A 19,339-nucleotide genomic window follows, 5' to 3' on the forward strand; every position below is an offset into this window, starting at 1 on the left:
CCCGCCCTGCCAACCGGCCAGGGCGGGCGTCCGCGTGTCCTGTATCGGCGTCAGCCGGCGGCGGTGAGCACCGCTCGTCCGGTGAGCACCCTGGCCAGATGCTCACGGTAGTCCGAAGCCGCATCCGCGTCACTCGGCGCGGACGTGCCCTCGGTGGCGTGCTCGGCGGCCGCGCGGGCGGCGTCCTCGGTGGCCGGCTGGCCGACCAGGGCCTGCTCCACCCCGGAGGCCCGGATCGGCGTCGAGCCCATGTTGGTCAGCCCGATCCTGGCCTCGGAGATCGTCCCGCCGTCCACCTTGAGGGCCACCGCGACGGCCACCATCGACCAGGCCTGCGCGGTGCGGTTGAACTTCTCGTAGTGGTGCTTCCAGCCGGTGTAGCGCGGGAAGCGGATCTCGGTGAGGATCTCGTCCTCGCCGGTCGCGGTCGTGAAGTAGTCCTGGAAGAACTCACTCGCCGGGACCGTCCGCCGGCCCGAAGGACCGGCGATCACGAACGACGCGTCCAGCGCCAGCGCCACCGCGCCCAGGTCACCGGCCGGGTCGGCGTGCGAGAGCGAGCCGCCCAGGGTGCCCCGGTGGCGCACCTGCGGGTCGGCCACGGTGGCCGCCGCGTCCGGGAGCAGGCCGACGTGCTCGCGCAGCAGCTCGTCGTTCACCACGTCGTGGTGGGTGGTCATCGCGCCCACCACTATCTCGTTGCCGTCCTCGCGCACGCCGCGCAGCTCGGCGATGCCGCCGAGGTCCACGATCAGCTCCGGCGCGGCCATCCGCAGCCGCAGCACCGGCAGCAGGCTCTGCCCGCCGGCGAGGATCTTGACGTCATCACCTCCCTCGGACAGCGCGCGAACCGCCTCGTCCACCGACGTGGGGCGGACGTAGTCGAACTGGGCCGGGATCACTGAGCTGCTCCTGTCTCGTTCGCGTCATGGATGGCGCGCCACACGCGTTGCGGGGTGCACGGCATCTCGACCTGGCGCACGCCGAGGTGCCGCACGGCGTCGATCACGCCGTTCACGATGGCCGGGGTGGAGGCGATGGTGCCGGCCTCCCCGACGCCCTTGACGCCCAGCGGGTTCGTGGTCGCCGGCGTCTCGGTGCGGTCGGTGGTGAAGCTGGGCAGGTCGGCCGCGGACGGCAGCGTGTAGTCGACGAACGTGCCGGTCACCAGGGTGCCCTGCTCGTCGTAGTTGGCCTCCTCGAACAGCGCCTGCGCGATGCCCTGGGCCAGCCCGCCGTGCACCTGGCCGTCCACGATCAGCGGGTTCACCACCTTGCCCACGTCGTCCACGCTGACGTAGCTGCGCAGCCGCACCCGTCCGGTCTCGGTGTCGACCTCCACGGCGGCCAGGTGCGTGCCGTGCGGGAAGGAGAAGTTCTCCGGGTCGAAGGTGTACTCCGAGTCCAGCGAGGGCTCCATCCCCTCCGGGAAGTTGTGCGAGGTGAACGTGGCCAGCGCGACCTCCTGGATGGTCACGCCCTTGTCGGTGCCCTTGACCGAGAACTTCCCGCCGCCGAACTCGAGGTCGTCCTCGGACGCCTCCAGCAGGTGCGCGGCGACCTTCTTGGCCTTGTCCACGACCTTCTCCGCGCACTTGACCACGGCCGTGCCACCGACCGGCAGCGAGCGCGAGCCGTAGGTGTCCAGGCCCTTCGGGGACACCTGGGTGTCGCCGTGCAGCACCTCGACGTCCTCGAACGGCACACCCAGCTGGTCGGCCACGATCTGGCTCCACGCCGTCTCGTGCCCCTGGCCGTGCGCGGACGAGCCGGTGACCACCTCGACCTTTCCGGTGGGCAGCACCCGGATCGCCGCGTGCTCCCAGCCGCCGGCGCCCGCGCCCAGCGAGCCGAGCAGCCGGGACGGGGCAAGCCCGCACATCTCGGTGAACACCGAGATCCCGATGCCGAGCTGGGTCCGGTCACCGGCCGCCCGACGGCGCTCCTGCTCCTGGCGCAGGCCGGCGTAGTCGAACATCTGCATGGCCTTGGCGGTGGCCGCCTCGTAGTTGCCCGAGTCGTAGGTGAGCCCGCCGGCGTTGGTGTACGGGAACTCCTCGTGCTTGATCCAGTTCTGCTCGCGCAGCTCCAGCGGGTCGCGGCCCAGCTCGGCGGCCAGCTCGTCCATGATCCGCTCGACGGCGAAGGTGGCCTCCGGGCGGCCGGCGCCCCGGTAGGCGTCCGTGGGCGTCTTGTTGGTGAACACGTCCGTGCAGGTGAACCCGTACGACGGCACCTTGTACACGGCCGGGCCGATGAAGCAGCCGAACACCGGCACCGCGGGCGTGAACAGCCCGAAGTAGGCGCCCATGTCCGCGATCAGCTCGATCTTGAGCGCGGTGAGCGTGCCGTCCTTCTTCGCGGCCACCGTGACGTCCTGGATCTGGTCGCGGCCGTGGTGGGCGGAGAGCAGTGACTCCGAGCGGGTCTCGGTCCACTTCACAGGCTTGGACAACCGCCGCGCCACCAGGGTGGCCAGGATCTCCTCCGGGATCAGCTGCAGCTTGCCGCCGAACCCGCCGCCCACGTCGGGGGCGATCACCCGCAGCTTGTGCTCGGGCAGCCCGAGGGTGAGCCCGAGCATGGTGCGCAGCACGTGCGGGATCTGGGTCGCCGACCACATGGTCAGCTGCTCGCCGGTCGGGTCGACCACGACCGAGCGGGGCTCCATGAACGACGGGATCAGCCGCTGCTGGCGCCACCGCCGCTTGACCACCACCGAGTCCGGGTCGGCCTCGGCGGCCGCTATCGCGTCGTCCGCGGTCGGCCCGCTGGTGGCGCCGGCCGCCACCGAGTCGAACGGGAAGAACGCCCACTTGTTGCTGCCGTGCTCGGGGTGCACCAGCGTGGAGCCGTCGGCCAGCGCGGCCTCCATGTCCAGCACCGGGGGCAGCGGGTCGTAGTCCACCTCGACCGCCTCGGCGGCGTCGCGCGCGGTGGCGGCGTCGCGGGCCACCACGATCGCCACGATCTCACCGGCGAACCGCACGGTGTCGGTGGCGATGGAGACGTGCCGGGGCAGCGGGTCGTCGGCGTTGATCGGCCACGCGCACGGCAGGGCGGACTGCTCGGCGTCCAGGTCGGCGCCGGTGAACACGGCGACCACCCCTGGCACCTGCCTGGCGGCATCCACGGTGATGCCGCTGATCTTCGCGTGGGCCACCGGGCTGCGCACCATGGAGACGTGCAGCATCCCGTTGAGCGTGATGTTGTCGGTCCATCTGGTCCGACCGGTGATCAGCCTGGCGTCCTCCTTGCGGGTACGCGCGCGGCCAACTTCGGTGGTGGGGGCTGGCGCCGGTTCGGTGGTGGTCATGTCAGCCGCCGCCTCCCGCGACAGACGCCGAGGACTGGGCCGACTCAGGGCTGGCGGCCGCGCCCGGCTTCATCTTCTGCGCGGCGTCGCGCACCGCGCGGACGATGTTCTGGTACCCGGTGCACCGGCACAGGTTGCCTTCCAGCCCGTGCCTGACCTCGTGCTCGCTCGGGTCCGGGTTGTCCCCGAGCAGGTCGATCGCCTGCATGATCATCCCTGGCGTGCAGTAGCCGCACTGCAGGGCATGGTTGTCGTTGAACGCCTGCTGCATCGGGTGCAGCTGGCCGTCCCTGGCCAGCCCCTCGATGGTGGTGACCTCGCTGCCGTCCGCCTGCACCGCCAGCACCGAACACGACTTGACGCTCTGCCCGTTGAGGTGGACCGTGCACGCACCGCAGTTGCTGGTGTCGCAGCCGACGACGGTCCCGGTCTTGCCAAGTCGTTCACGCAGGTACTGGACGAGCAGCATGCGGGGCTCGACATCGTCGGCGTACTCGACGCCGTCGACGGTGACCCGAACCTGTGCCATGACCTTCTACTCCTCACTGCCGCGCACATTCTTGTGGCAGCCAACACATGCAACTCCGGATGATCGGGCGCCGCAAGATCAGGCGATGCCCGATAACCCGCAGGGAGACCCCCACAGTCTCGTCTATTCGCGGATGCGCGCAACGGCTGCCGCAGCCGCGGCACAAACCCCCGAAAGCCTCCGCTCACGCGGGTCCACACTCGCGTCGATTCCACCCGTTCGGACCAGTGCCGGCCGGGTGATCAATCCAGGTACTGGACGAGCAGGACGTGAACCTCCCGCCGATCATGGTCGTCCAAGATCAGATAGACGACATGGCCAGCAGCCCTGGGACCGAACGGCCAGCGTCGGACCGCGCCGTTCGGGTTGCCTTTGTGGTGCGGGGGGCCATTCCACGGCGCTAGTTCGATCGCGCCCAACGCATCGGCGTAGCCGGCAAGGGCCTCGTCGGGTAGCGCCGCGATCTGTTCCTGGGCGTCGGGATAGACGACGACCCGGTACACCTACCGCCCCAGCCGGGCGCGGATCAGCTCCTTGATCTCATCTCCGGACACGCTGCCGGCGGGCGCCCGGCCGGTGGCCGCCGTGTGCGCGGCGGTTGCGAGCACGCGGAAGTAGCTGCCCGGTTCCTTCAGCTCGGCGTGGGCGAACAGCCGCCATTTCGCCAGCAGGTCGTGGATGTCGGAAAGATCCTTGGTCTGTTTCGCGCGATCCAGGACGGTCTCCCACTCCCGGTCGAACTCCGCCGCCACGTCCGGGGTCAGGCAGCGTCGGATCGCGACCGGGTCGGCCGCCGGCGGCAATGGCTCGTCGTGGGACAAGCGCGCGGGAGAGGCCATGCGCACACGCTAGCGGTAGTTGGACGGCATGTCCCGCTTCGCGATGCCACGGATCGGTCACCCTTATGCCGGTCGCCGAGGCCTGGACGACCGCCTAGCGTTTGCACCCGACCGCTCGTCGCTATATCGAGGCCTGCGCGATCAACGGGTCATGATCCACAGGTCGGTATCTCGGGAGACACCGAAACGGCGAGCGAATGGGGGAGGTCCGTGATGCCGGGCTGGCTTGGCATGACGCTGGCGGCGGCGTTCGCGCTGGTCGCGGGGCACCGGGGGGTGCGAAGGGACCTGCCGGGCATGCTGATGGCGCTGGGCATGGCGATCATGTCGCTGGCCATGGCGGAGAACGCCGCCTGGGCGGTCCCGGCGGGGTATGCCGGGCCGGCGGTCGGGGCCGAGCTCGGGCCGCTGACGCCGCACGGGCCGTGGTGGGCGGGCGCGTTCGCGGCGCTCGCGCTGTGGCCGCTGGTCAGCAGGGCGCGGGCCGGTCGGGTGTGCGGCGGACCGGCATCGCACCTGGTCGGCGGGCTGGCCATGATCTACATGTGCGCGCTGGCGCCGATGCCGCACGGTCCGGATCCCGTGCAGGCAGTAACAGTGGGGTCCGGGCACGGCGGGCACCACGGTTCGACGGTCGCCATCGGGGTGGTGCCCGCGAGCCCGGCGGACACCCCGCTCAACGGCGCGCTCGCGCTGGTCGGGTGGGCGCTGGCCTGCTACTTCCTGCTCGCCACCGTGTCCACGCTGACCAGGCGCGGCGGCGACGGCACGCTCGCGCTGCCCCGTCCGGCCGTGCTCGGCGAGGCCGTGATGGCGCTCGGCACCGTGATCATGCTCGTCGCGATGACCTGAGCCCGCGTTCCTCACCATAGCCGCTGGTCAGGACCCGTGAGTGGCTAGGGGCGTCATAGCACCCCTAGCCACTCACGGGTCCTGAGCTGGGGAAACGTCGTGGAGGCCGAGGTTCGCGGGCCGGGCGGGTGATCACGGGCAGCAGCGGCGCGAGCGTGCGCCCGCGCCACGCGCCCCACCAGAGTCCGGCGCCGTAGGCCAGGTCGTCGGCGCGGTGGGCGAGCAGGTAGCGGACGGGGTCGAGGCCGGAGTCCCGCCGGTGGGTGTACCAGTCGACCAGCCCCTCGGCGAGCGCGGCGGCGAGCGCGGCGCGGCGGATCCGGCGCGATATCAGGCAGGCCGGCACGGCGAGCGGCCACCAGTGCCGGACGAGCAGGCCGGCCACCTGAGCGGCGGTGGCGCGCAGGCCGTGCCCGGTCAGCCGGGCGGCGGTCGGCCACGGCCGGGGCAGCCAGCCGCCGAGCGTGCGGCGCAGCCGCAGCGCCGACGCGGCGGTCAGCCCGGCGGCGGCCAGCATCCCCGGCCGGCGCCCCGTGCCGAGCAGCAGGCACGCGGCCACCGCCCACGGCGCGAACACCGCCGGCGGCACCGAGCCGGGGTGGCGCAGCGCGAGCGGCGCGGCCCCGGTGCCGTAGAACGCCTTGCGGGTCCACCAGTCCAGCGGCGCGGTGCGGTGGCAATGCGCGACCAGGGCGGACGGTTCGTAGCGCAGCCGCCGGCCGGCCGCGTGCAGCCGCAGCACCAGGTCGACGTCCTCGGCCACCGGGAGATCCGGGTCGAAGCCGTCGCCGAGGGCGTCGCGGCGGGCTAGCAGCGCGGCGCTGGGCACGTACGCCACCCGGGTCCGGGGCACGATCGGGGCCGGGTCCGGGCCGAGGTCCAAGGAGGAACGCGCCCGCTCATAGCGATCCAGCCAACCGCCGTCGCCCGGCAGCGCCACGATCCGGGGCGCGACCAGCGCCACCGACCGGTCGGCCAGGTGGGCGCGCAGCGGGGCCAGCCAGCCGGGCAGCGGCACCACGTCGGAGTCCAGGAACGCCACGTACTCGGTGCGGGCGGCGGCCAGCCCGGTGTTGCGGGCGGCGGCCGGCCCGAGCGAGCGCGGATGCCTGATCCAGCGCACCCGCACGGCGCCGGAGTCGACCGGGCGAGCGTCGGAGGCGGAGCCGTCGTCCACCACGATCACCTCGGCCAGCCCCGGCGCGGTCTCGTCCAGCGCGGCGAGCAGCCGGCGCAGCCCGTCCGGGCGGTCCCTGACCGGCACCACCACCGTCACGTCCGCCTCCGAAGGGCCGCCGAGACCGGACACGACCGGATGCGCCACCCCCGCATCCAGCAGCCGACGCGCGAGCGCCGCGGAGGTCGGATCGCGGACGGTCAGCTCACGACGCCCGGCAAGCAGCCGCCGCGCCGCCGGCGCCAGCCGGAGCAGCCGCATCGGCGACCCGCCCAGCACCACCGCCCCGCCGGACAACACGCGCGCCCGCCCGTCCAGCGCCACCGCAAAGCCGTCCGGCAGCCTGCTCATCCAACGAACCCGCCGTCGGCGTGCACGACCGTACCCATCACCGCCGACGACTCCGCCGAGCACAACCAGCACACCGAGGCCGCCACCTCGTCGGCGGACAACAACCGCTCCACCAACTGCTGCCCGGCGAACCGCTCCGGCGAGTCCAGCCCGTACACCTCGGCGGTGGCGGCCAGCATCGCGGTGTCGGTGGACCCGGGGGACACGGCGGTCGCGCTCACCCCGGTGCCGCGCAGGTCGGCGGCCAGCCCCCGGACCAGCCCGAGCACGCCGTGCTTCACCGCGCAGTACGGCGCCAGGTGCCACAGGCCGCGGTGCGCGGCGGCCGAGGTGAGCGCCACGAACCGCCCGGACCTCGGCTCCGGGCGGGCCAGCAGCGCCGGCACCGCCGCCCTGGCCAGGTGCAGCACCCCGCGCAGCCCCACCTGGTAGATCGTGTCCCACTCCGCGTCGGCGACCTCCCACAGCGGGCGCCCGCCGATCATCACCGCCGCCGCCGCGACCGCCGCGTCCAGCCCGCCGAACTCCTCCTCGGCCAGGCGCACCGCGTGCAGCATCGCCGGCTGGTCGCGCACGTCCGCCACCATCGGCCGGACCGTGTCCGGGTGGGCGGCCACCACCGCGTCCAGTTCGTCGCGGGTGGCCAGCGGATAGCCCACGACCGGCTCGACGTCCGTGCCCGCGCACGCGTCCACCGCGACCACCCGCCAGCCGTCGGCGGCCAGCCGGTGCACCACGGCCGCGCCGATGCCCCGCGCCGCCCCGGTGACCAGGGCAACCCGAAACCCAGCACCCGACATGACGAGATCGTGCCACGCTGGACGGATGCTGGACTCGGCGCCCGTACTCCCCGCCTACGGCCGGCGCTCGCTGGCCGAGCTCGTCCCGTCCCTGCTCACCGCCCTGAACGGCGGCGCCAACCCGCTCGGCATCGAGCCGGCGCGGCGAATCTGCCTGCTGCTGGTGGACGGCCTGGGCGCGCACCAGCTCGCGGCGCACGCCGCCGAGGCGCCGTTCCTGTCCTCACTGCTCGGCCCCGGAGATCCGCTCACCGCCGGATTCCCGTCCAGCACCCCGGTCAGCCTCAGCTCGCTGGGCACCGGGGCGCCGCCGGGCGCGCACGGCATGCTCGGGGTCAGCTTCGAGGCCGATCACGGCGAGCTGCTGGACACGCTGAGATGGACGACGCGCCGGGACGGGCGGTCGGTGGACCAGCGCGAGGCGCTGCCGCCGGAGACGGTCCAGCCGCTGGACACGGCGCTGGCCGGGGCGGCGGCCGGCGGGGTGGACGTGCGGGTGGTGTCGTCGGCGGTCTTCGAGGGCTCCGGGCTGACCAGGGCGGCGCTGCGCGGCGGGCAGTACCGGGGGGTGCACGCCCTGGGCGACCTGGCCGCCGAGCTGGTCACCGCGCTGGCCGCGCCCGCCCCGGTGTTCTGCTACGGCTACCACGCGCACCTGGACGCGCTCGGCCACGTCTACGGCCCCGGCTCGCTGCCGTGGCGCCTGGAGCTGGCGGTGGTGGACCGGGTGGCCGCGCTGGTCGCCGAGGGGCTGCCGCCGGACGGGCTGCTGGTGGTGACCGCCGACCACGGCATGGTCACGGTGCCCGCCGAGGCGCGCCTGGACGCGGACACGGACGACGAGCTGCGCGCCGGGGTGCGGCTGATCGGCGGCGACCCCCGGTCCCGGCACGTGTACGCCGAGCCGGGCGCGGCCGCCGACGTGCTGGCGACCTGGACCGCACGCCTGGGCGAGCGCGCCTGGGTGCTGCCCCGGGAGCGGGCGATCGCGGAGGGCTGGTTCGGCCCGGTCGGCTCCGACCAGGTGCGCGCCCGGATCGGCGACGTGGTGGTCGCCGCGCGCGGCACGACGGGGGTCACCCGCTCGCGGGCCGAACCGTTCCTGACCAGGCTGATCGGCCAGCACGGCTCGCTGACCGCCACCGAGCAGCACATCCCGCTGCTGCAGGCCCGGCGGGGCTAGCTCCGGGCGCTGGACAGCAGGCGCCAGGTGTGCGGCCAGGCGCGCGGCGTCCGGGCGGCGGTCCACAGCAGCGGCGTCAGGTCGGGGTAGGCGAACCGCTCGACCGCCAGCCCGTCGCGCAGCGTCACCCGGTCGCAGGAGCGGAAGGTCACCGCCCGGTGGCCGATCCGCCCGTCCAGCCGTACCTCGATGTAGATCACCTCGCCCCGCGACGCCCAGCCCTCCACCGTGCCGTGCAGGTCCGAGACCAGCGCGAACAGTGGCCGGGCGAACCGCTCGCGCAGCCCCCGGTGCCCGACCATCGGGGTGGACAGCGGCTGGATCAGCCGGCAGTCCGGGGTGAACAACGGCTCGAAGTGGTCGGCGAACGCGTCCGCGCCGGCCGGCGCCCGCCAGCCCTCGGCAAACGCCTCCACCCACGCCCGCGCGGCATCGACCTGCGTCATGGACGAGACGCTAGCTCGTCACCTCGTTGTCCGGCAGCCAGTCGCCCCGGCCGGACGGCAGCACGTCCAGTACGTTCCACACCGGTGAGAGCAGGTCCATCCCCCGGCCGGTGCGGTCTGGGAAGTCGGCGCAGCTGGTGTACGCGTGCCGCACCCGGTCGCCCTCGCGGGTGAACACGCTGAACGCGGGGAACTGCCCGCCGCGCGAGCCCTGCATGCCCAGGTCGGTGAGCAGCTGCGAGCCGGCCGCGGAGACCAGCCGCAGCCCGGACCAGCGCCGGTAGCGGGCGTAGCGGCGCAGCGTGGCCAGCGGCGCGGCGGCGACGACCGCCAGCCCGGCCCGGCGCTGGATGTGGTGCGCGACGCCGCGGAAGCCGTCCACCCACAGCGAGCACATCGGGCACGCCTCGTCGTCGTCGGCGTGGAACATCAGGTGGTAGACGAACAGCTGGTCGTGCGGCCCGAACAGGTCGGCCAGCGTGACCGGCATCTCCGGCCCGTCGGCCGCCAGCTCGAGCGGCCCCTCGACCAGCCGGTACTCCGGCAGCACCGGGCCGGGCGGCAGCTCGCGGCGCTGGGCGGCCACCGCCTCGACCTGGTCGCGCAGCGCCATCTCGGCCTCGGCCAGCTCGCGGCGGGCACGCTTGTACTCCTCGCTGGCGCCGGCCGCCCACATCGGCGGCTGGTCGCCCTCCACGTGCAGGGTGATGCTCTTCAGCTCGGTCCACCACTCGGCGCCGAGCTTCGACCCGGTCAGCTCCGTCATCGCTCGCCCCCGCTCTCGCGGACGGCCTTCGCCAGCCTGTCCAGCATGGTGGTCCAGCCACCGCTGTGGTCGGAGATCGTGGCCGGCGGCAGGCCCCGGTGCACCAGCATCACCCGGGTGCCGGTGCCCGACTCGTTCGGCGACAGGGTCACCTCGACGGTGCTCGTGCCGGGCGCCACGCCCACGTCCGAGTTCTCGAAGCCCCAGCTGAAGATCACCCGCTTGGGCGGGTCGACCTCGATGAACTCACCGCGCATGTGGAACCGCCCCCGGTCGGGCGGCGCGCCCTCGTGCACCTGGTAGCAGACGCCGCCGGGCCGGGGGTCCAGCTCGGCCTCCAGCGCGAGCCACCTGGTGATCTTCTCCGGATCCACGAAGAACTCGAAGATCGTCTCCGCGGACGCCTCGATGTCGATCTCGCGGACGATGGTCTCAGTCGTTTCGGTGGGCATCACGCCTCCGCTGCTCGCGCTCGGCCTCGACCTTCAACGTCGACAGCCGGCTGTCCCAGAACTCCTCGAAGAACGCCCGCGCCTCGGCGAACCCCTCCGGCCGGGCGCGGTAGAGCCGACGGGTCCCGTCCCGCCGCTCGTGCAGCAGCCCGGCGTCGCGCAGCACCCGCAGGTGTTGCGACACGGTCGGCCGGGACACGTCGGGGAAGTGCGCGGCGATGGAACCCGCCGTGGACTCGGCCGTGCGCACCAGGCGCAGGATCTCCCGCCGGCGCGGCTCGACAACGGCTTCCAGCACTGCCTGCATACGAGCTAACGTAGGCGAGAACTTACGTAAGCGTCAACCTACACAACTGGTCCACCATCGCGGCCAGCATCGCCTCACCTTCGGAAGCGCTGGCCCCGGCCGGGTCGCCGAGCACGCCGTTCTCCGCCACCGGGGCGACCCCGTGGGCGCGCAGCGCGGGCATCAGCTCGGGCAGCGGCGTGGTGTTGCCGGCCTCGACGAGGTCCAGCCGCACGGTGTCCGGGGCCAGCGCGAGCATCAGCGACGTCTCCACCCGGCCGGCGTGCGCGTCCCGCACCGGGGTGACGTCGGGCGGTGGCGCGCAGCCGTACCACCGCACGTCGCGCCCCTCTGCCCGCAGCAGCGCCACCGCGCCCCGCAGCGCGTCGACGTTGCCGCCGTGCCCGTTGACGAACACCAGCCGCCGCGCCCACCTCCCGGCCGAGCGCCCCAGCTCCACCAGCACCGTCCGCACCGCGTCCGTACCGATCGACACCGTGCCCGCGAACCCCTCGTGCTCCCCGGACGCCCCGAACGCCACCGCCGGCGCCACCAGCACGTCCGCGCCCGCCTGCGCTCGCGCTCGCGCCGCCGCGCCGCGCGCCACCGCCTCCGCGATCCGAGTATCGGTGTCCAGCGGCAGGTGCGGCCCGTGCTGCTCCACCGACCCCACCGGCACCAGCACCGTGACGCCCTCGCCCACCTCCGGCCACACCCGCTCGCCCAGCATGCGGCTACGGGTACGAGGGCATCCCCGCGAGCGGGCTGGCGTCGCAGGCGCGGTCCGGCCGGCGCGGGGGTGGCGCGAGCGTGAGCGCGACCGCGGACCGGGAGTTGCGGGGCGCGGACCGGGAGTGGTCCACGTCCGAGCGCGGGATCGCGGTGGACGGGGTACGGGCGGCCAGGGCCTGCTCGCCGAGTCCGCGCACGCACTCCGGGTCGGGGCCGTCCAGCGGCAGGCCGGTGAAGAACTTCGCGGCCATGCACCCGCCCTGACACGCGTCGTAGTGACCGCACGAGCGGCACGCCCCACCCGTCTGTGGCTCCCGCAGCTCGGCGAACAACTCCGAGTCCCGCCACACCGAGGCGAACCCGCCCGGCGAGCGCACGTTCCCGGCCAGGAAGTTCTCGTGGATCGCGAACGGGCACGCGTACACGTCCCCGACCGGGTCGATCAGGCACACCACCCGCCCCGCCCCGCACAGGTTCAGCCCCGGCAGCGCCGAGCCGTACGCGGACAGGTGAAAGAACGAGTCGCCGGTCAGCACGTCGGCCCCACGCGCAACCAGCCAGTCGTAGAGCTGACGCTGCTGCTCCGCCGTCGGGTGCAGCTCGTCCCAGACATCGGCACCCCGACCGGACGGACGCAGCCGGGTGATCCGCAGCTGCGCACCGAACTTGTCAGCGATCGCCTTGAACTCGTCGAGCTGCTCGACGTTCTGCCGCGTCATCACCACGCTGATCTTCGGCTGCCCGAACCCCGCCGAGGCCAGGTTCTCCAGCGCGCGCATCGCCGTCGCGTACGAGCCCGGCCCGCGCACCGCGTCGTTCACCGGGGCGGTGGCCCCGTCCAGGGAGATCTGCACGTCCACGTAGTCCGTACCCGCCAGCCGCCGGGCCCGCGCCGGGTCCAGCTTCACCCCGTTGGTGGAGAACTTGACGCCCACGTCGTGCTCGACCGCGTAGTCCAGCAGCTCCCAGAAGTCCGGCCGCACCGTCGGCTCGCCGCCGCCCACGTTGACGTAGAAGACCTGCATCCGCTGCAGCTCGTCGATCACCGCCTTGCACTCGGCCGTGGACAGCTCGCGCGGGTCGCGCCGCCCGGACGAGGACAGGCAGTGCACGCACGCCAGGTTGCAGGCGTAGGTCAGCTCCCAGGTCAGGCAGATCGGCGAGTTGAGCCCGTACTGAAAGTGCTCGGTGAGCTTCATCACGCATCCTCGACGGGTTCGATCGTGCCGGCCTCCGCGAGCCCGGCCAGCGCCTTCAGGTACGCCGGTCGCTGCGCGGCGTCCACCCCGGCCGCCTCCATGGCGCCGTGCACTGACGAGTGCCGCTCCAGCCCGGTCACCACCTCGACCAGCTCGGGCGTCTTCAGGAACGACAGCTTCCTGGTGCCGAAGTGGTACACCAGTGCCCCGAACGGCTCCGGCCGAAGCGCCACCGACGGGCTGCGGCGGTAGGGCCGGTCGGGGTCGAACTCCGACGTCACGCCCGGACCTAGTAGACCCCGCACATGCCGTCGATCGAGACCTCCTCGACCAGGGCCTCCTCCGCGACCGGCTGCTCTACCTGCTCGTCCTGCTCGTTCGGGGTCATTGATCTTCCTCTCGCCCGGCGCGGTACGTTCTGCCCCGCACGTTAAAGACGGACGGAGGACTCGGCAAGACAAGCGGTCCGCCCCGCCCTCGCCGGGTCGGCCGGGTCTCAAGTCACAGAGATCGAAAAGGCCTTGCCTACGCCCCGCGCCCGTAACGAAGCTCCATGTGACGTCGACATCACGAGAGGATGGACTTGCTTTCATCCCGTCGCCGATCCGTCGCGGCGTCGTTGAGCACGGGGGAAGTTCAGTGAGCCAGACACACGCGGGCACCGCTACAGGCTGTGGTGCCGGGGCCGACGGACCGTGAGGGGGAACGGGTCGAACGCATGAAGATGGGCATGAGCACAGGCACAAGCCCCGGGAAGCGCCCGGAACCAGAGATCGAGACATTGGCCGGACCGGTGACCACGATCACGGCCGTTGACCCTCCGCCGTCGGCGCTGCATCAGTGGGACCGTCTCGTGGACCGCACGGTCGGCACCGACGTGACCCAGCTGTCCGCGTGGGCCCGCATCCGCTCCATGGCCGGCTACTCACCCGTCTACGTGATGGCCTTCCAGGACGACCGGGTGGTCGGTGGCGCGCTGCTGCTGCGCCGTCGGTTGTTCGGGCTGCTGGACATCGGCTACCTGCCGTACGGCCCCGTCGTGGACCCGCAGGCCCCCTACCCGAGCGCGGTCGCACTGGCGCTGGTCGAGGAGCTGACCCAGATCGCGCAGTCGTTGACGGTGACCTTCGTGCAGCCCCCCGAGGGCGCGCACGAGATCAGCGCCGGGCTGCTCGCGCGCGGGTTCCGCCCCTCCCGCGCGGGCATCGCCCCGACCGGCTCGTACCGGCTGGACCTGACCCCGCCGCTGGAGGAGATCCGCTCCGGGTTCTCCAAGCGGCTCAAGTCGTGGACCAACCGATGGCAGTCCAAGGGCGTGACCGTGCGGCTCTCCGACGAGAGCGAGCTGCCGCTGCTGCTGCGGCTGATGGAGCACACCGGCGCCCGGCAGGGCTTCGCCCCGCCCCCGCTGGACTACGTGCGGACCCTCTACCGCGAGCTGGCCGCGAACGACCACGCCGCGCTGTTCATCGGCGAGGTGGACGGGCGGCCGGTGTCGGCGGACCTGGTCACCGTGGTCGGCGGCATGGTGCGCGGGCGCCTGGGCGGCTTCGACGGCTCCGGGCCGACCGGCAAGCTGTCCGTCCCCGCGGCGGTGCGCTGGGAGATCGTGAAGTGGGCCAAGGCGCGCGGCTACCGCTGGCTGGACTTCGGCGGGCTGCCCGAGAAGATGCTCGTCGACATGATCGACAAGGGCATCCACAGCAGCGAGGAGTGGCCCAGCGCGCAGCGGTCCAAGCTGTCGTTCAACGGCACCCCGTTCCGCTACCCCACGGCCGTGGAGCTCATCCGCCCGGCGCCCATCCGCGCCGCCTACGACGTGCTCCGGCGTAACGAACGCGGCGCGAAGATCATCGCCGCCGCCAAGATGAAGCTGCGCGGACAGTTCCGGAAGCGGTGATGTCGTGTCAGAACAGCAGCGGCCAGGGTTGAACATCGTCTGCGTCGGCGCGGGACCGGCCGGCCTGTACTTCGCGATCTGCACCAAGCTGCGCAACCCCGCGCACCGCATCACGATCGTGGAGCGCAACCGCGAGGGCGTGAGCTTCGGGTGGGGCTTCGGCTTCTGGGACGACGTGCTGGACATGCTCTACGCCAACGACCCGGTCACCGCCCGCCAGGTCGAGGCGGCCACCGGGCTCTGGGACGGCATCGAGGTGCACATCGGCGGCCGGCCCACCGCGTACCTGGGCGGGTACGGGCTGAGCATGGGCCGCCAGCGGCTGCTGGACATCCTGGTCGCGCGGGCCCGCGAGCTCGACATCGAGCTGCAGTTCGAGCGCACCGTGAACGACCTCTCCGAGTTCGCCGACGCCGACCTGATCGTGTCCGGCGACGGCATCAACAGCGGGCTGCGCACCCGGTGGGCCGACGACTTCGGCACCACCGTCGAGTCCGGCCGCAACAAGTACCTCTGGCTGGGCACCTACAAGGTGTTCGACGCCTTCCGCTACATCTTCGAGCAGACCCCCGCCGGCTGGATCTGGCTGCACTGCTACTACCTGGACGCCGGGCGCAGCACCTGCATCGTGGAGTGCCCCCCGGAGACCTGGCGCGGGCTCGGCTTCGACGAGCTGGGCCCCAAGGAGTGCCTCGCCGAGCTGGAGCGGATCTTCTCCAAGCACCTGGACGGCCACGAGCTGATCAGCCAGATGCACGACGTGGACACCGCGTCCTGGCTGCAGGGCAAGCAGGTCAGCAACACCACCTGGTACAAGGACAACGTGGTGCTGCTCGGCGACGCGGCGCACTCCACGCACTTCTCCGTCGGGTCCGGCACCCGGCTGGCCATCGGCGACTCGGTGGCGCTGGCCGAGAAGGTCGACGAGTACGGCGCTGACGTCACGCTCGCGCTCAAGGCCTACGACGCCGAGCGCCGCCCGGTGCTCGAGGACGTCCAGCGCCAGGCGCTGGCCAGCATGCGGTTCCTGGAGAAGGTGCCGGAGAACATGGAGCTGGACAGCGTCCAGTTCGCCTACGCCATCTCCACCCGCCTGGGCAGCCGCGGCGCGAAGTGGCGCTACTACCTGCACCTGGCCACCCAGGTCCGCGCCCTGCGCTCGCTGCGGCTCAAGCTGACAGCGATGCGCCGCTCACGGCGGGTTCGCGCCCGCGCGTCGATGCGCTGACCCGCACGATGAAGTACTCCGCCACCACCGCGTTGACCAGGATGGACGCCCACACGCTGGCGTTGTAGATCTCGTCCAGCGGCACGCCGCGCGGCCGCAGCAGCAACATGCCGACGAGAAAGTAGACCCGCAGCGTCACCGCCGCGAACGTAAGTGCGTAGTTGCGGATCATCCAGACCCGGTGCTGCGATACCTGGCCACGGCGGATCGTCCGGTATGCCTGCGTCGCGGTGTACAGCCAGGCCGCCACCAGCAGGTAGAACGCGACCTGAACCGAGAACCCGTTGATCGAGAACGTGGCCGCGAACAGCGCCGAGACCGAGGCGGCGACCACGGCGCACAGGTAGACCCGGCCGGCGGCGCGGTGCAGCCTGGGGTAGCGGGCGCGCAGCCTGGCCGAGAACTGGAACGGGCCGATGATCATCGCCAGCCCGCCGGGGACGGCGTGCACCGCGAGGACCAGGTAATGCAGCGCCACCTCCGGGTTGAGCGGCAGCGCGCTGTCGGCCGGGTCGCCGGTCAGGTACGGCGGCACCGCGAACCCGGCGATCCCGAGCGCGCACACCGCCATCAGTCCCCACAGCCAGCGGCGGCGGGTGGCCCTGGACACCGTCATGGTCGTTCTCCTTCTTCTGCTAGTGAGTAGTCACTATCAAAGCCGCAAAAAAAATCACTCGGAGCTCAGGAAGCGATCGGCCCACGGGTCGTCGGCGGCCCGCGCCGGCAGGTCCATCGCCACGGCGACCATGTAGTACATCCCGTTCGCCACGAAGTCGTGCGCCTTGTCGGTGCCGGCCCCGGGGATCGCCTCGACGTGCTCGAAGACCCGCTTCGTCTCGCGGTGCATCAGGTCGCGGATGTCCGCGTCGTGGCTCGCCGCGTACCCCTGCAACATCATCAGCATCACCTCACGCCGGGCCATCAGCTCGCCCCACGCGTCCTCCATCGCCGCCGTCGGGTTCGGCCCGCCCACGGGCTCGCGCCGCAACATCTCCCGCTCGACGGTCTCCCACAACCGCGCGAGCACCGCCAGGAACAGCTCCTTCTTCGTGGCGAACAGCCGGAACAGGTTCGGGTGCGACAGCCCGGCCTCGCGCGCGATCGTGATCGTCGACCCACCGTGCAGCCCCCTGTGACTGAACTCCGCCAACGCGGCCTCCAGCACGTCCTCACGCCGCTGCTGTGCCCCCACCCTCGGGCGCCGCCGTGCCGTCGTCACGTTTGATAGTGAACACTCACTATCACTACCCTGTCAAGCACCTCGGCCCGCGGGTGATGACGCCGCCGTCGCGACCCGTGAGTGGCTAGGGTCGCTATGACGGCCCTAGCCACTCACGGGGTCAGGCGGACTTGAGGCGGCGCTTGGCGGTGCTGATCAGGCGGCGGCCGACCTGGCCGGCCTTGTACTGGGTGGCGCGGTGCAGCATCCAGGACAGGCCGGCGGGCTGCTCGCGGCGGGTGCGCAGCGCGTAGGCGAAGCGGACCGGGTCGGTGTCGATGTGCTGGGCCACGTTCTCGAACCAGGCGGAGCTGGCCCTGGCCGAGCCCTGGCGGACGGCCACGGCGGCGGACCTGTCGCGCTGGTAGGCGGCCAGGGCGTCGGGGAGCGCGGAGTGCGCCTTCATCGCCTGGTCCAGCCCGATCGCATCCTCGACCGCCAGCTTCGTCCCGGAGCCGATGGAGAAGTGCGTGGTGTGCGCGGCGTCGCCCATCAGCACCATGTTCTCGTGATGCCAGTTCTGGTTGGTGACGTCGGCGAAGTTCAGCCACGGCGTCTTGGTGCCCCCGGACTGGCTGATCAGCTCGTGGCCTCCCAGCTCGCGGGCGAACACGTCCTGGATCTTGGCCAGGCCGGCGTCGGTGTCCAGGGTGTCCAGGCCCAGGCCCTTCCAGGTCTCCGGGGTGCACTCGAAGATGCAGGTGCTGTGCTCGTCGTTGAACCGGTAGCCGTGCAGCCAGACCCAGCCGGCGGGGGTGCGCTCGAAGGCGAAGGTGAAGACGTTGAACAGCTTGCGGGTGCCCAGCCAGATGTAGTAGTTCCGCCCGGACTCGACGGTGGGCTTGAACTCGTCGGTGTACCGGGAGCGGATCCGGCTGTTGACGCCGTCGGCGGCCACCAGCAGGTCGGCGTCCGGGAGCGCGGCGGGGTCGACCTCGGTGTCGAAGCGCACGTCCACCCCGAGCGCCTCGGCGCGCGCGGTGAGCAGGTTCAGCAGGTGGGTGCGGCCGATGCTGTAGCCGTAGCCGCCCATGTGCGCCGGCCGCTCGCCGCCGATGTGCACTTCCTGGTCGTGCCACTGGTTCGCGTCGGCGAGCACCATCCGGGCGGTCTCCGGGTCGCTGCCGCGCAGGCCGTGCACCATGTCGTCCCAGAACACGACGCCCCAGCCGTAGGTCACCCCGCGCGGGTTGCGCTCCAGCACGGTGACCTCGGCGGCCGGGTCACGCAGCTTGCTCAGGATGGCGAAGTAGAGGCCGGCCGGGCCGGCACCTACGCAGACGATCTTCATCCGGGTTTCCGTTCCGTGTTGTGGTTCTGGTTACCGCCGCTGTGCCTATCTTCTCGGACGGCGCCGTCCGCGCTGACCTTGACCCCCGTAGCCGGCCGGCGGGCGTAGTCCGCGATGCCGTCGCCGATCAGCTCCAGGCATCCGTCCAGCCAGTCCGCCATCGCGGCCCGCCGCTCGGGCTCGGCGCGGGCGCGCAGGTAGCCGAGCAGGTGCTCCGAGGACATCAGCCGGAACAGCAACAGTAGCTGGGCGGCGACCACCCTCGGCCCCGGCGCGTGCCGGTCCTCGCCGGACTCCTCGGCGAGGACCTCGGCCAGCGCCTGCTCGAGCCGCTCCCACATCAGCCGCATCCGCGACCGCAGCGTCTCGCTGTCGGCGACCATGCGGTGCAGCCGGTCCAGGTCCGCGACCGCGCACGACCCGGAGATCCACTCGCGCACGGTGGCGGCCATCGCGTCCAGCGGGGTGCGGCCGGGCGGGCGGTCCCGGATGCGCTCCTGGAGCATGGCGCGCACCTCGTCCTCGTGGTCGAAGACGAGGTCCAGCTTGGACGGGAAGTAGACGAACACGGTCTTGGCGGACAGCCGCACCGCGCGGGCGATCTCGGTGACCGTGACGTTGTCGTAGCCGCGCTCGGCGAACAGCGCGTGGGCGGCGTCGAGGATGGCGCGCCGGGTCGCCCGCTTCTTCCGCTCGCGCAGCCCCAGCCCACCCGTGTCGGCGTCGTCGCACGTCACCGAATCAGGCTAGCGGGGGCAATCAGGTTGCCAACC

General features: G+C 72.3%; 23 protein-coding genes. 4 read left to right on the plus strand and 19 right to left on the minus strand.

Annotation, left to right across the window (positions count from 1 at the left end; genetic code table 11):
- Positions 1-50 precede the first annotated feature (50 nt).
- The 5 genes from N912_RS0130465 to N912_RS0130485 all read right to left on the minus strand — a co-directional run bounded on the left by N912_RS0130465 (position 51) and on the right by N912_RS0130485 (position 4,684).
- A complete protein-coding gene (locus tag N912_RS0130465) occupies positions 51-902 on the minus strand; it encodes an FAD binding domain-containing protein (RefSeq protein WP_028925361.1) in 852 nt (283 codons plus the stop codon).
- Complete coding sequence (locus N912_RS0130470) at positions 899-3,316, minus strand: xanthine dehydrogenase family protein molybdopterin-binding subunit (RefSeq protein WP_028925362.1); 2,418 nt, start codon at positions 3,314-3,316, stop codon at positions 899-901. The genes N912_RS0130465 and N912_RS0130470 overlap by 4 nt, the downstream gene beginning before the upstream one ends.
- A 1-nt stretch (position 3,317) precedes the next feature.
- On the minus strand, positions 3,318-3,845 hold the full coding sequence (locus tag N912_RS0130475) for a (2Fe-2S)-binding protein (RefSeq protein WP_028925363.1): 528 nt from the start codon (positions 3,843-3,845) through the stop codon (positions 3,318-3,320).
- A gap of 242 nt (positions 3,846-4,087) precedes the next feature.
- Positions 4,088-4,348 carry a hypothetical protein gene (locus tag N912_RS0130480; protein ID WP_028925364.1) on the minus strand — a complete coding sequence of 87 codons (261 nt, stop codon included), beginning with the start codon at positions 4,346-4,348 and terminating at the stop codon, positions 4,088-4,090.
- On the minus strand, positions 4,349-4,684 hold the full coding sequence (locus tag N912_RS0130485; protein WP_028925365.1) for a DUF6247 family protein: 336 nt from the start codon (positions 4,682-4,684) through the stop codon (positions 4,349-4,351).
- 213 nt (positions 4,685-4,897) lie between these two features.
- On the opposite strand from N912_RS0130485, the gene N912_RS0130490 reads away from it, so the two are divergent.
- Entirely contained in the window at positions 4,898-5,536 is a 639-nt protein-coding gene (locus tag N912_RS0130490) for a DUF5134 domain-containing protein (RefSeq protein ID WP_037067475.1), read from the plus strand.
- Positions 5,537-5,600: 64 nt separating this feature from the next.
- Here N912_RS0130490 and mftF read toward each other — a convergent pair whose 3' ends face one another.
- Together mftF and N912_RS0130500 are read right to left on the minus strand one after the other, a co-directional pair.
- Complete coding sequence (gene mftF, locus N912_RS55725) at positions 5,601-7,064, minus strand: mycofactocin biosynthesis glycosyltransferase MftF (RefSeq protein ID WP_051581028.1); 1,464 nt, start codon at positions 7,062-7,064, stop codon at positions 5,601-5,603.
- On the minus strand, positions 7,061-7,864 hold the full coding sequence (locus N912_RS0130500) for a mycofactocin-coupled SDR family oxidoreductase (protein ID WP_028925367.1): 804 nt from the start codon (positions 7,862-7,864) through the stop codon (positions 7,061-7,063). Before N912_RS0130500 ends, mftF begins: the two co-directional genes overlap by 4 nt.
- Before the next feature lie 25 nt (positions 7,865-7,889).
- Between N912_RS0130500 and N912_RS0130505 the strand changes: the two genes are divergently transcribed.
- Positions 7,890-9,047: an alkaline phosphatase family protein gene (locus N912_RS0130505; RefSeq protein ID WP_051581029.1), complete on the plus strand. Its 1,158-nt coding sequence runs from the start codon at positions 7,890-7,892 to the stop codon at positions 9,045-9,047.
- Here the strand turns inward: N912_RS0130505 and N912_RS55730 are convergent.
- From N912_RS55730 to mftA, 8 genes are read right to left on the minus strand one after another with little or no spacing between them, the layout of a single operon-like run.
- On the minus strand, positions 9,044-9,493 hold the full coding sequence (locus N912_RS55730) for a nuclear transport factor 2 family protein (RefSeq protein ID WP_051581030.1): 450 nt from the start codon (positions 9,491-9,493) through the stop codon (positions 9,044-9,046). The two genes, N912_RS0130505 and N912_RS55730, sit on opposite strands and share 4 nt — an antisense overlap.
- Before the next feature lie 10 nt (positions 9,494-9,503).
- Positions 9,504-10,259, minus strand: coding sequence for a DUF899 family protein (locus N912_RS0130515; RefSeq protein WP_211261450.1), 756 nt, complete (start codon positions 10,257-10,259; stop codon positions 9,504-9,506).
- The gene (locus tag N912_RS0130520; RefSeq protein ID WP_051581031.1) at positions 10,256-10,711 is read right to left on the minus strand and encodes an SRPBCC family protein; all 456 of its coding nucleotides are present in this window, start codon (positions 10,709-10,711) and stop codon (positions 10,256-10,258) included. The genes N912_RS0130515 and N912_RS0130520 overlap by 4 nt, the downstream gene beginning before the upstream one ends.
- Entirely contained in the window at positions 10,692-11,018 is a 327-nt protein-coding gene (locus N912_RS0130525) for an ArsR/SmtB family transcription factor (protein WP_028925371.1), read from the minus strand. Before N912_RS0130525 ends, N912_RS0130520 begins: the two co-directional genes overlap by 20 nt.
- A 22-nt stretch (positions 11,019-11,040) precedes the next feature.
- On the minus strand, positions 11,041-11,727 hold the full coding sequence (gene mftE / locus N912_RS0130530; protein WP_051581032.1) for a mycofactocin biosynthesis peptidyl-dipeptidase MftE: 687 nt from the start codon (positions 11,725-11,727) through the stop codon (positions 11,041-11,043).
- A gap of 4 nt (positions 11,728-11,731) precedes the next feature.
- Positions 11,732-12,928, minus strand: a complete 1,197-nt coding sequence (gene mftC / locus N912_RS0130535) for a mycofactocin radical SAM maturase (protein WP_028925373.1) — start codon at positions 12,926-12,928, stop codon at positions 11,732-11,734.
- Entirely contained in the window at positions 12,928-13,209 is a 282-nt protein-coding gene (mftB, locus tag N912_RS63895) for a mycofactocin biosynthesis chaperone MftB (protein WP_028925374.1), read from the minus strand. Before mftB ends, mftC begins: the two co-directional genes overlap by 1 nt.
- Positions 13,210-13,217: 8 nt before the next feature.
- Positions 13,218-13,316, minus strand: coding sequence for a mycofactocin precursor MftA (gene mftA / locus N912_RS63900; RefSeq protein ID WP_064745437.1), 99 nt, complete (start codon positions 13,314-13,316; stop codon positions 13,218-13,220).
- Between the two features lie 465 nt (positions 13,317-13,781).
- On the opposite strand from mftA, the gene N912_RS0130550 reads away from it, so the two are divergent.
- Both N912_RS0130550 and N912_RS0130555 read left to right on the plus strand, forming a co-directional pair.
- Positions 13,782-14,828, plus strand: coding sequence for a lipid II:glycine glycyltransferase FemX (locus N912_RS0130550; protein WP_169747984.1), 1,047 nt, complete (start codon positions 13,782-13,784; stop codon positions 14,826-14,828).
- A gap of 4 nt (positions 14,829-14,832) precedes the next feature.
- Positions 14,833-16,056 (plus strand): FAD-dependent monooxygenase, encoded by a 1,224-nt coding sequence (locus tag N912_RS0130555; protein WP_156994152.1) that lies wholly within the window; start codon positions 14,833-14,835, stop codon positions 16,054-16,056.
- Here N912_RS0130555 and N912_RS0130560 read toward each other — a convergent pair.
- The 4 genes from N912_RS0130560 to N912_RS60850 all read right to left on the minus strand — a co-directional run bounded on the left by N912_RS0130560 (position 15,998) and on the right by N912_RS60850 (position 19,303).
- A complete protein-coding gene (locus N912_RS0130560; RefSeq protein WP_028925377.1) occupies positions 15,998-16,672 on the minus strand; it encodes a DUF2306 domain-containing protein in 675 nt (224 codons plus the stop codon). The genes N912_RS0130555 and N912_RS0130560 overlap by 59 nt on opposite strands.
- 54 nt (positions 16,673-16,726) lie before the next feature.
- Positions 16,727-17,275, minus strand: a complete 549-nt coding sequence (locus N912_RS55735) for a TetR/AcrR family transcriptional regulator (RefSeq protein WP_084211358.1) — start codon at positions 17,273-17,275, stop codon at positions 16,727-16,729.
- 121 nt (positions 17,276-17,396) lie between these two features.
- Positions 17,397-18,566, minus strand: coding sequence for an FAD-dependent monooxygenase (locus tag N912_RS55740; RefSeq protein WP_037067478.1), 1,170 nt, complete (start codon positions 18,564-18,566; stop codon positions 17,397-17,399).
- Entirely contained in the window at positions 18,563-19,303 is a 741-nt protein-coding gene (locus N912_RS60850; protein ID WP_051581034.1) for a TetR/AcrR family transcriptional regulator, read from the minus strand. The genes N912_RS55740 and N912_RS60850 overlap by 4 nt, the downstream gene beginning before the upstream one ends.
- Positions 19,304-19,339 lie beyond the last annotated feature (36 nt).

It is taken from the genome of Actinospineispora acaciae DSM 45401, from assembly GCF_000620785.1.
GTDB lineage: Bacteria > Actinomycetota > Actinomycetes > Mycobacteriales > Pseudonocardiaceae > Pseudonocardia > Pseudonocardia acaciae.

What these genes read in the sequence shown, in the direction of transcription:
- N912_RS0130470 (WP_028925362.1), bottom strand. Translation starts at nt 3,316, where the DNA reads ATGACCACCACCGAACCGGCGCCAGCCCCCACCACCGAAGTTGGCCGC.
- N912_RS0130475 (WP_028925363.1), bottom strand. Translation starts at nt 3,845, where the DNA reads ATGGCACAGGTTCGGGTCACCGTCGACGGCGTCGAGTACGCCGACGAT.
- N912_RS0130485 (WP_028925365.1), bottom strand. Translation starts at nt 4,684, where the DNA reads ATGGCCTCTCCCGCGCGCTTGTCCCACGACGAGCCATTGCCGCCGGCG.
- N912_RS0130490 (WP_037067475.1), top strand. Translation starts at nt 4,898, where the DNA reads ATGCCGGGCTGGCTTGGCATGACGCTGGCGGCGGCGTTCGCGCTGGTC.
- mftF (WP_051581028.1), bottom strand. Translation starts at nt 7,064, where the DNA reads ATGAGCAGGCTGCCGGACGGCTTTGCGGTGGCGCTGGACGGGCGGGCG.
- N912_RS0130500 (WP_028925367.1), bottom strand. Translation starts at nt 7,864, where the DNA reads ATGTCGGGTGCTGGGTTTCGGGTTGCCCTGGTCACCGGGGCGGCGCGG.
- N912_RS0130505 (WP_051581029.1), top strand. Translation starts at nt 7,890, where the DNA reads ATGCTGGACTCGGCGCCCGTACTCCCCGCCTACGGCCGGCGCTCGCTG.
- N912_RS55730 (WP_051581030.1), bottom strand. Translation starts at nt 9,493, where the DNA reads ATGACGCAGGTCGATGCCGCGCGGGCGTGGGTGGAGGCGTTTGCCGAG.
- N912_RS0130515 (WP_211261450.1), bottom strand. Translation starts at nt 10,259, where the DNA reads ATGACGGAGCTGACCGGGTCGAAGCTCGGCGCCGAGTGGTGGACCGAG.
- N912_RS0130520 (WP_051581031.1), bottom strand. Translation starts at nt 10,711, where the DNA reads ATGCCCACCGAAACGACTGAGACCATCGTCCGCGAGATCGACATCGAG.
- N912_RS0130525 (WP_028925371.1), bottom strand. Translation starts at nt 11,018, where the DNA reads ATGCAGGCAGTGCTGGAAGCCGTTGTCGAGCCGCGCCGGCGGGAGATC.
- mftE (WP_051581032.1), bottom strand. Translation starts at nt 11,727, where the DNA reads ATGCTGGGCGAGCGGGTGTGGCCGGAGGTGGGCGAGGGCGTCACGGTG.
- mftC (WP_028925373.1), bottom strand. Translation starts at nt 12,928, where the DNA reads ATGAAGCTCACCGAGCACTTTCAGTACGGGCTCAACTCGCCGATCTGC.
- mftA (WP_064745437.1), bottom strand. Translation starts at nt 13,316, where the DNA reads ATGACCCCGAACGAGCAGGACGAGCAGGTAGAGCAGCCGGTCGCGGAG.
- N912_RS0130560 (WP_028925377.1), bottom strand. Translation starts at nt 16,672, where the DNA reads ATGACGGTGTCCAGGGCCACCCGCCGCCGCTGGCTGTGGGGACTGATG.
- N912_RS55740 (WP_037067478.1), bottom strand. Translation starts at nt 18,566, where the DNA reads ATGAAGATCGTCTGCGTAGGTGCCGGCCCGGCCGGCCTCTACTTCGCC.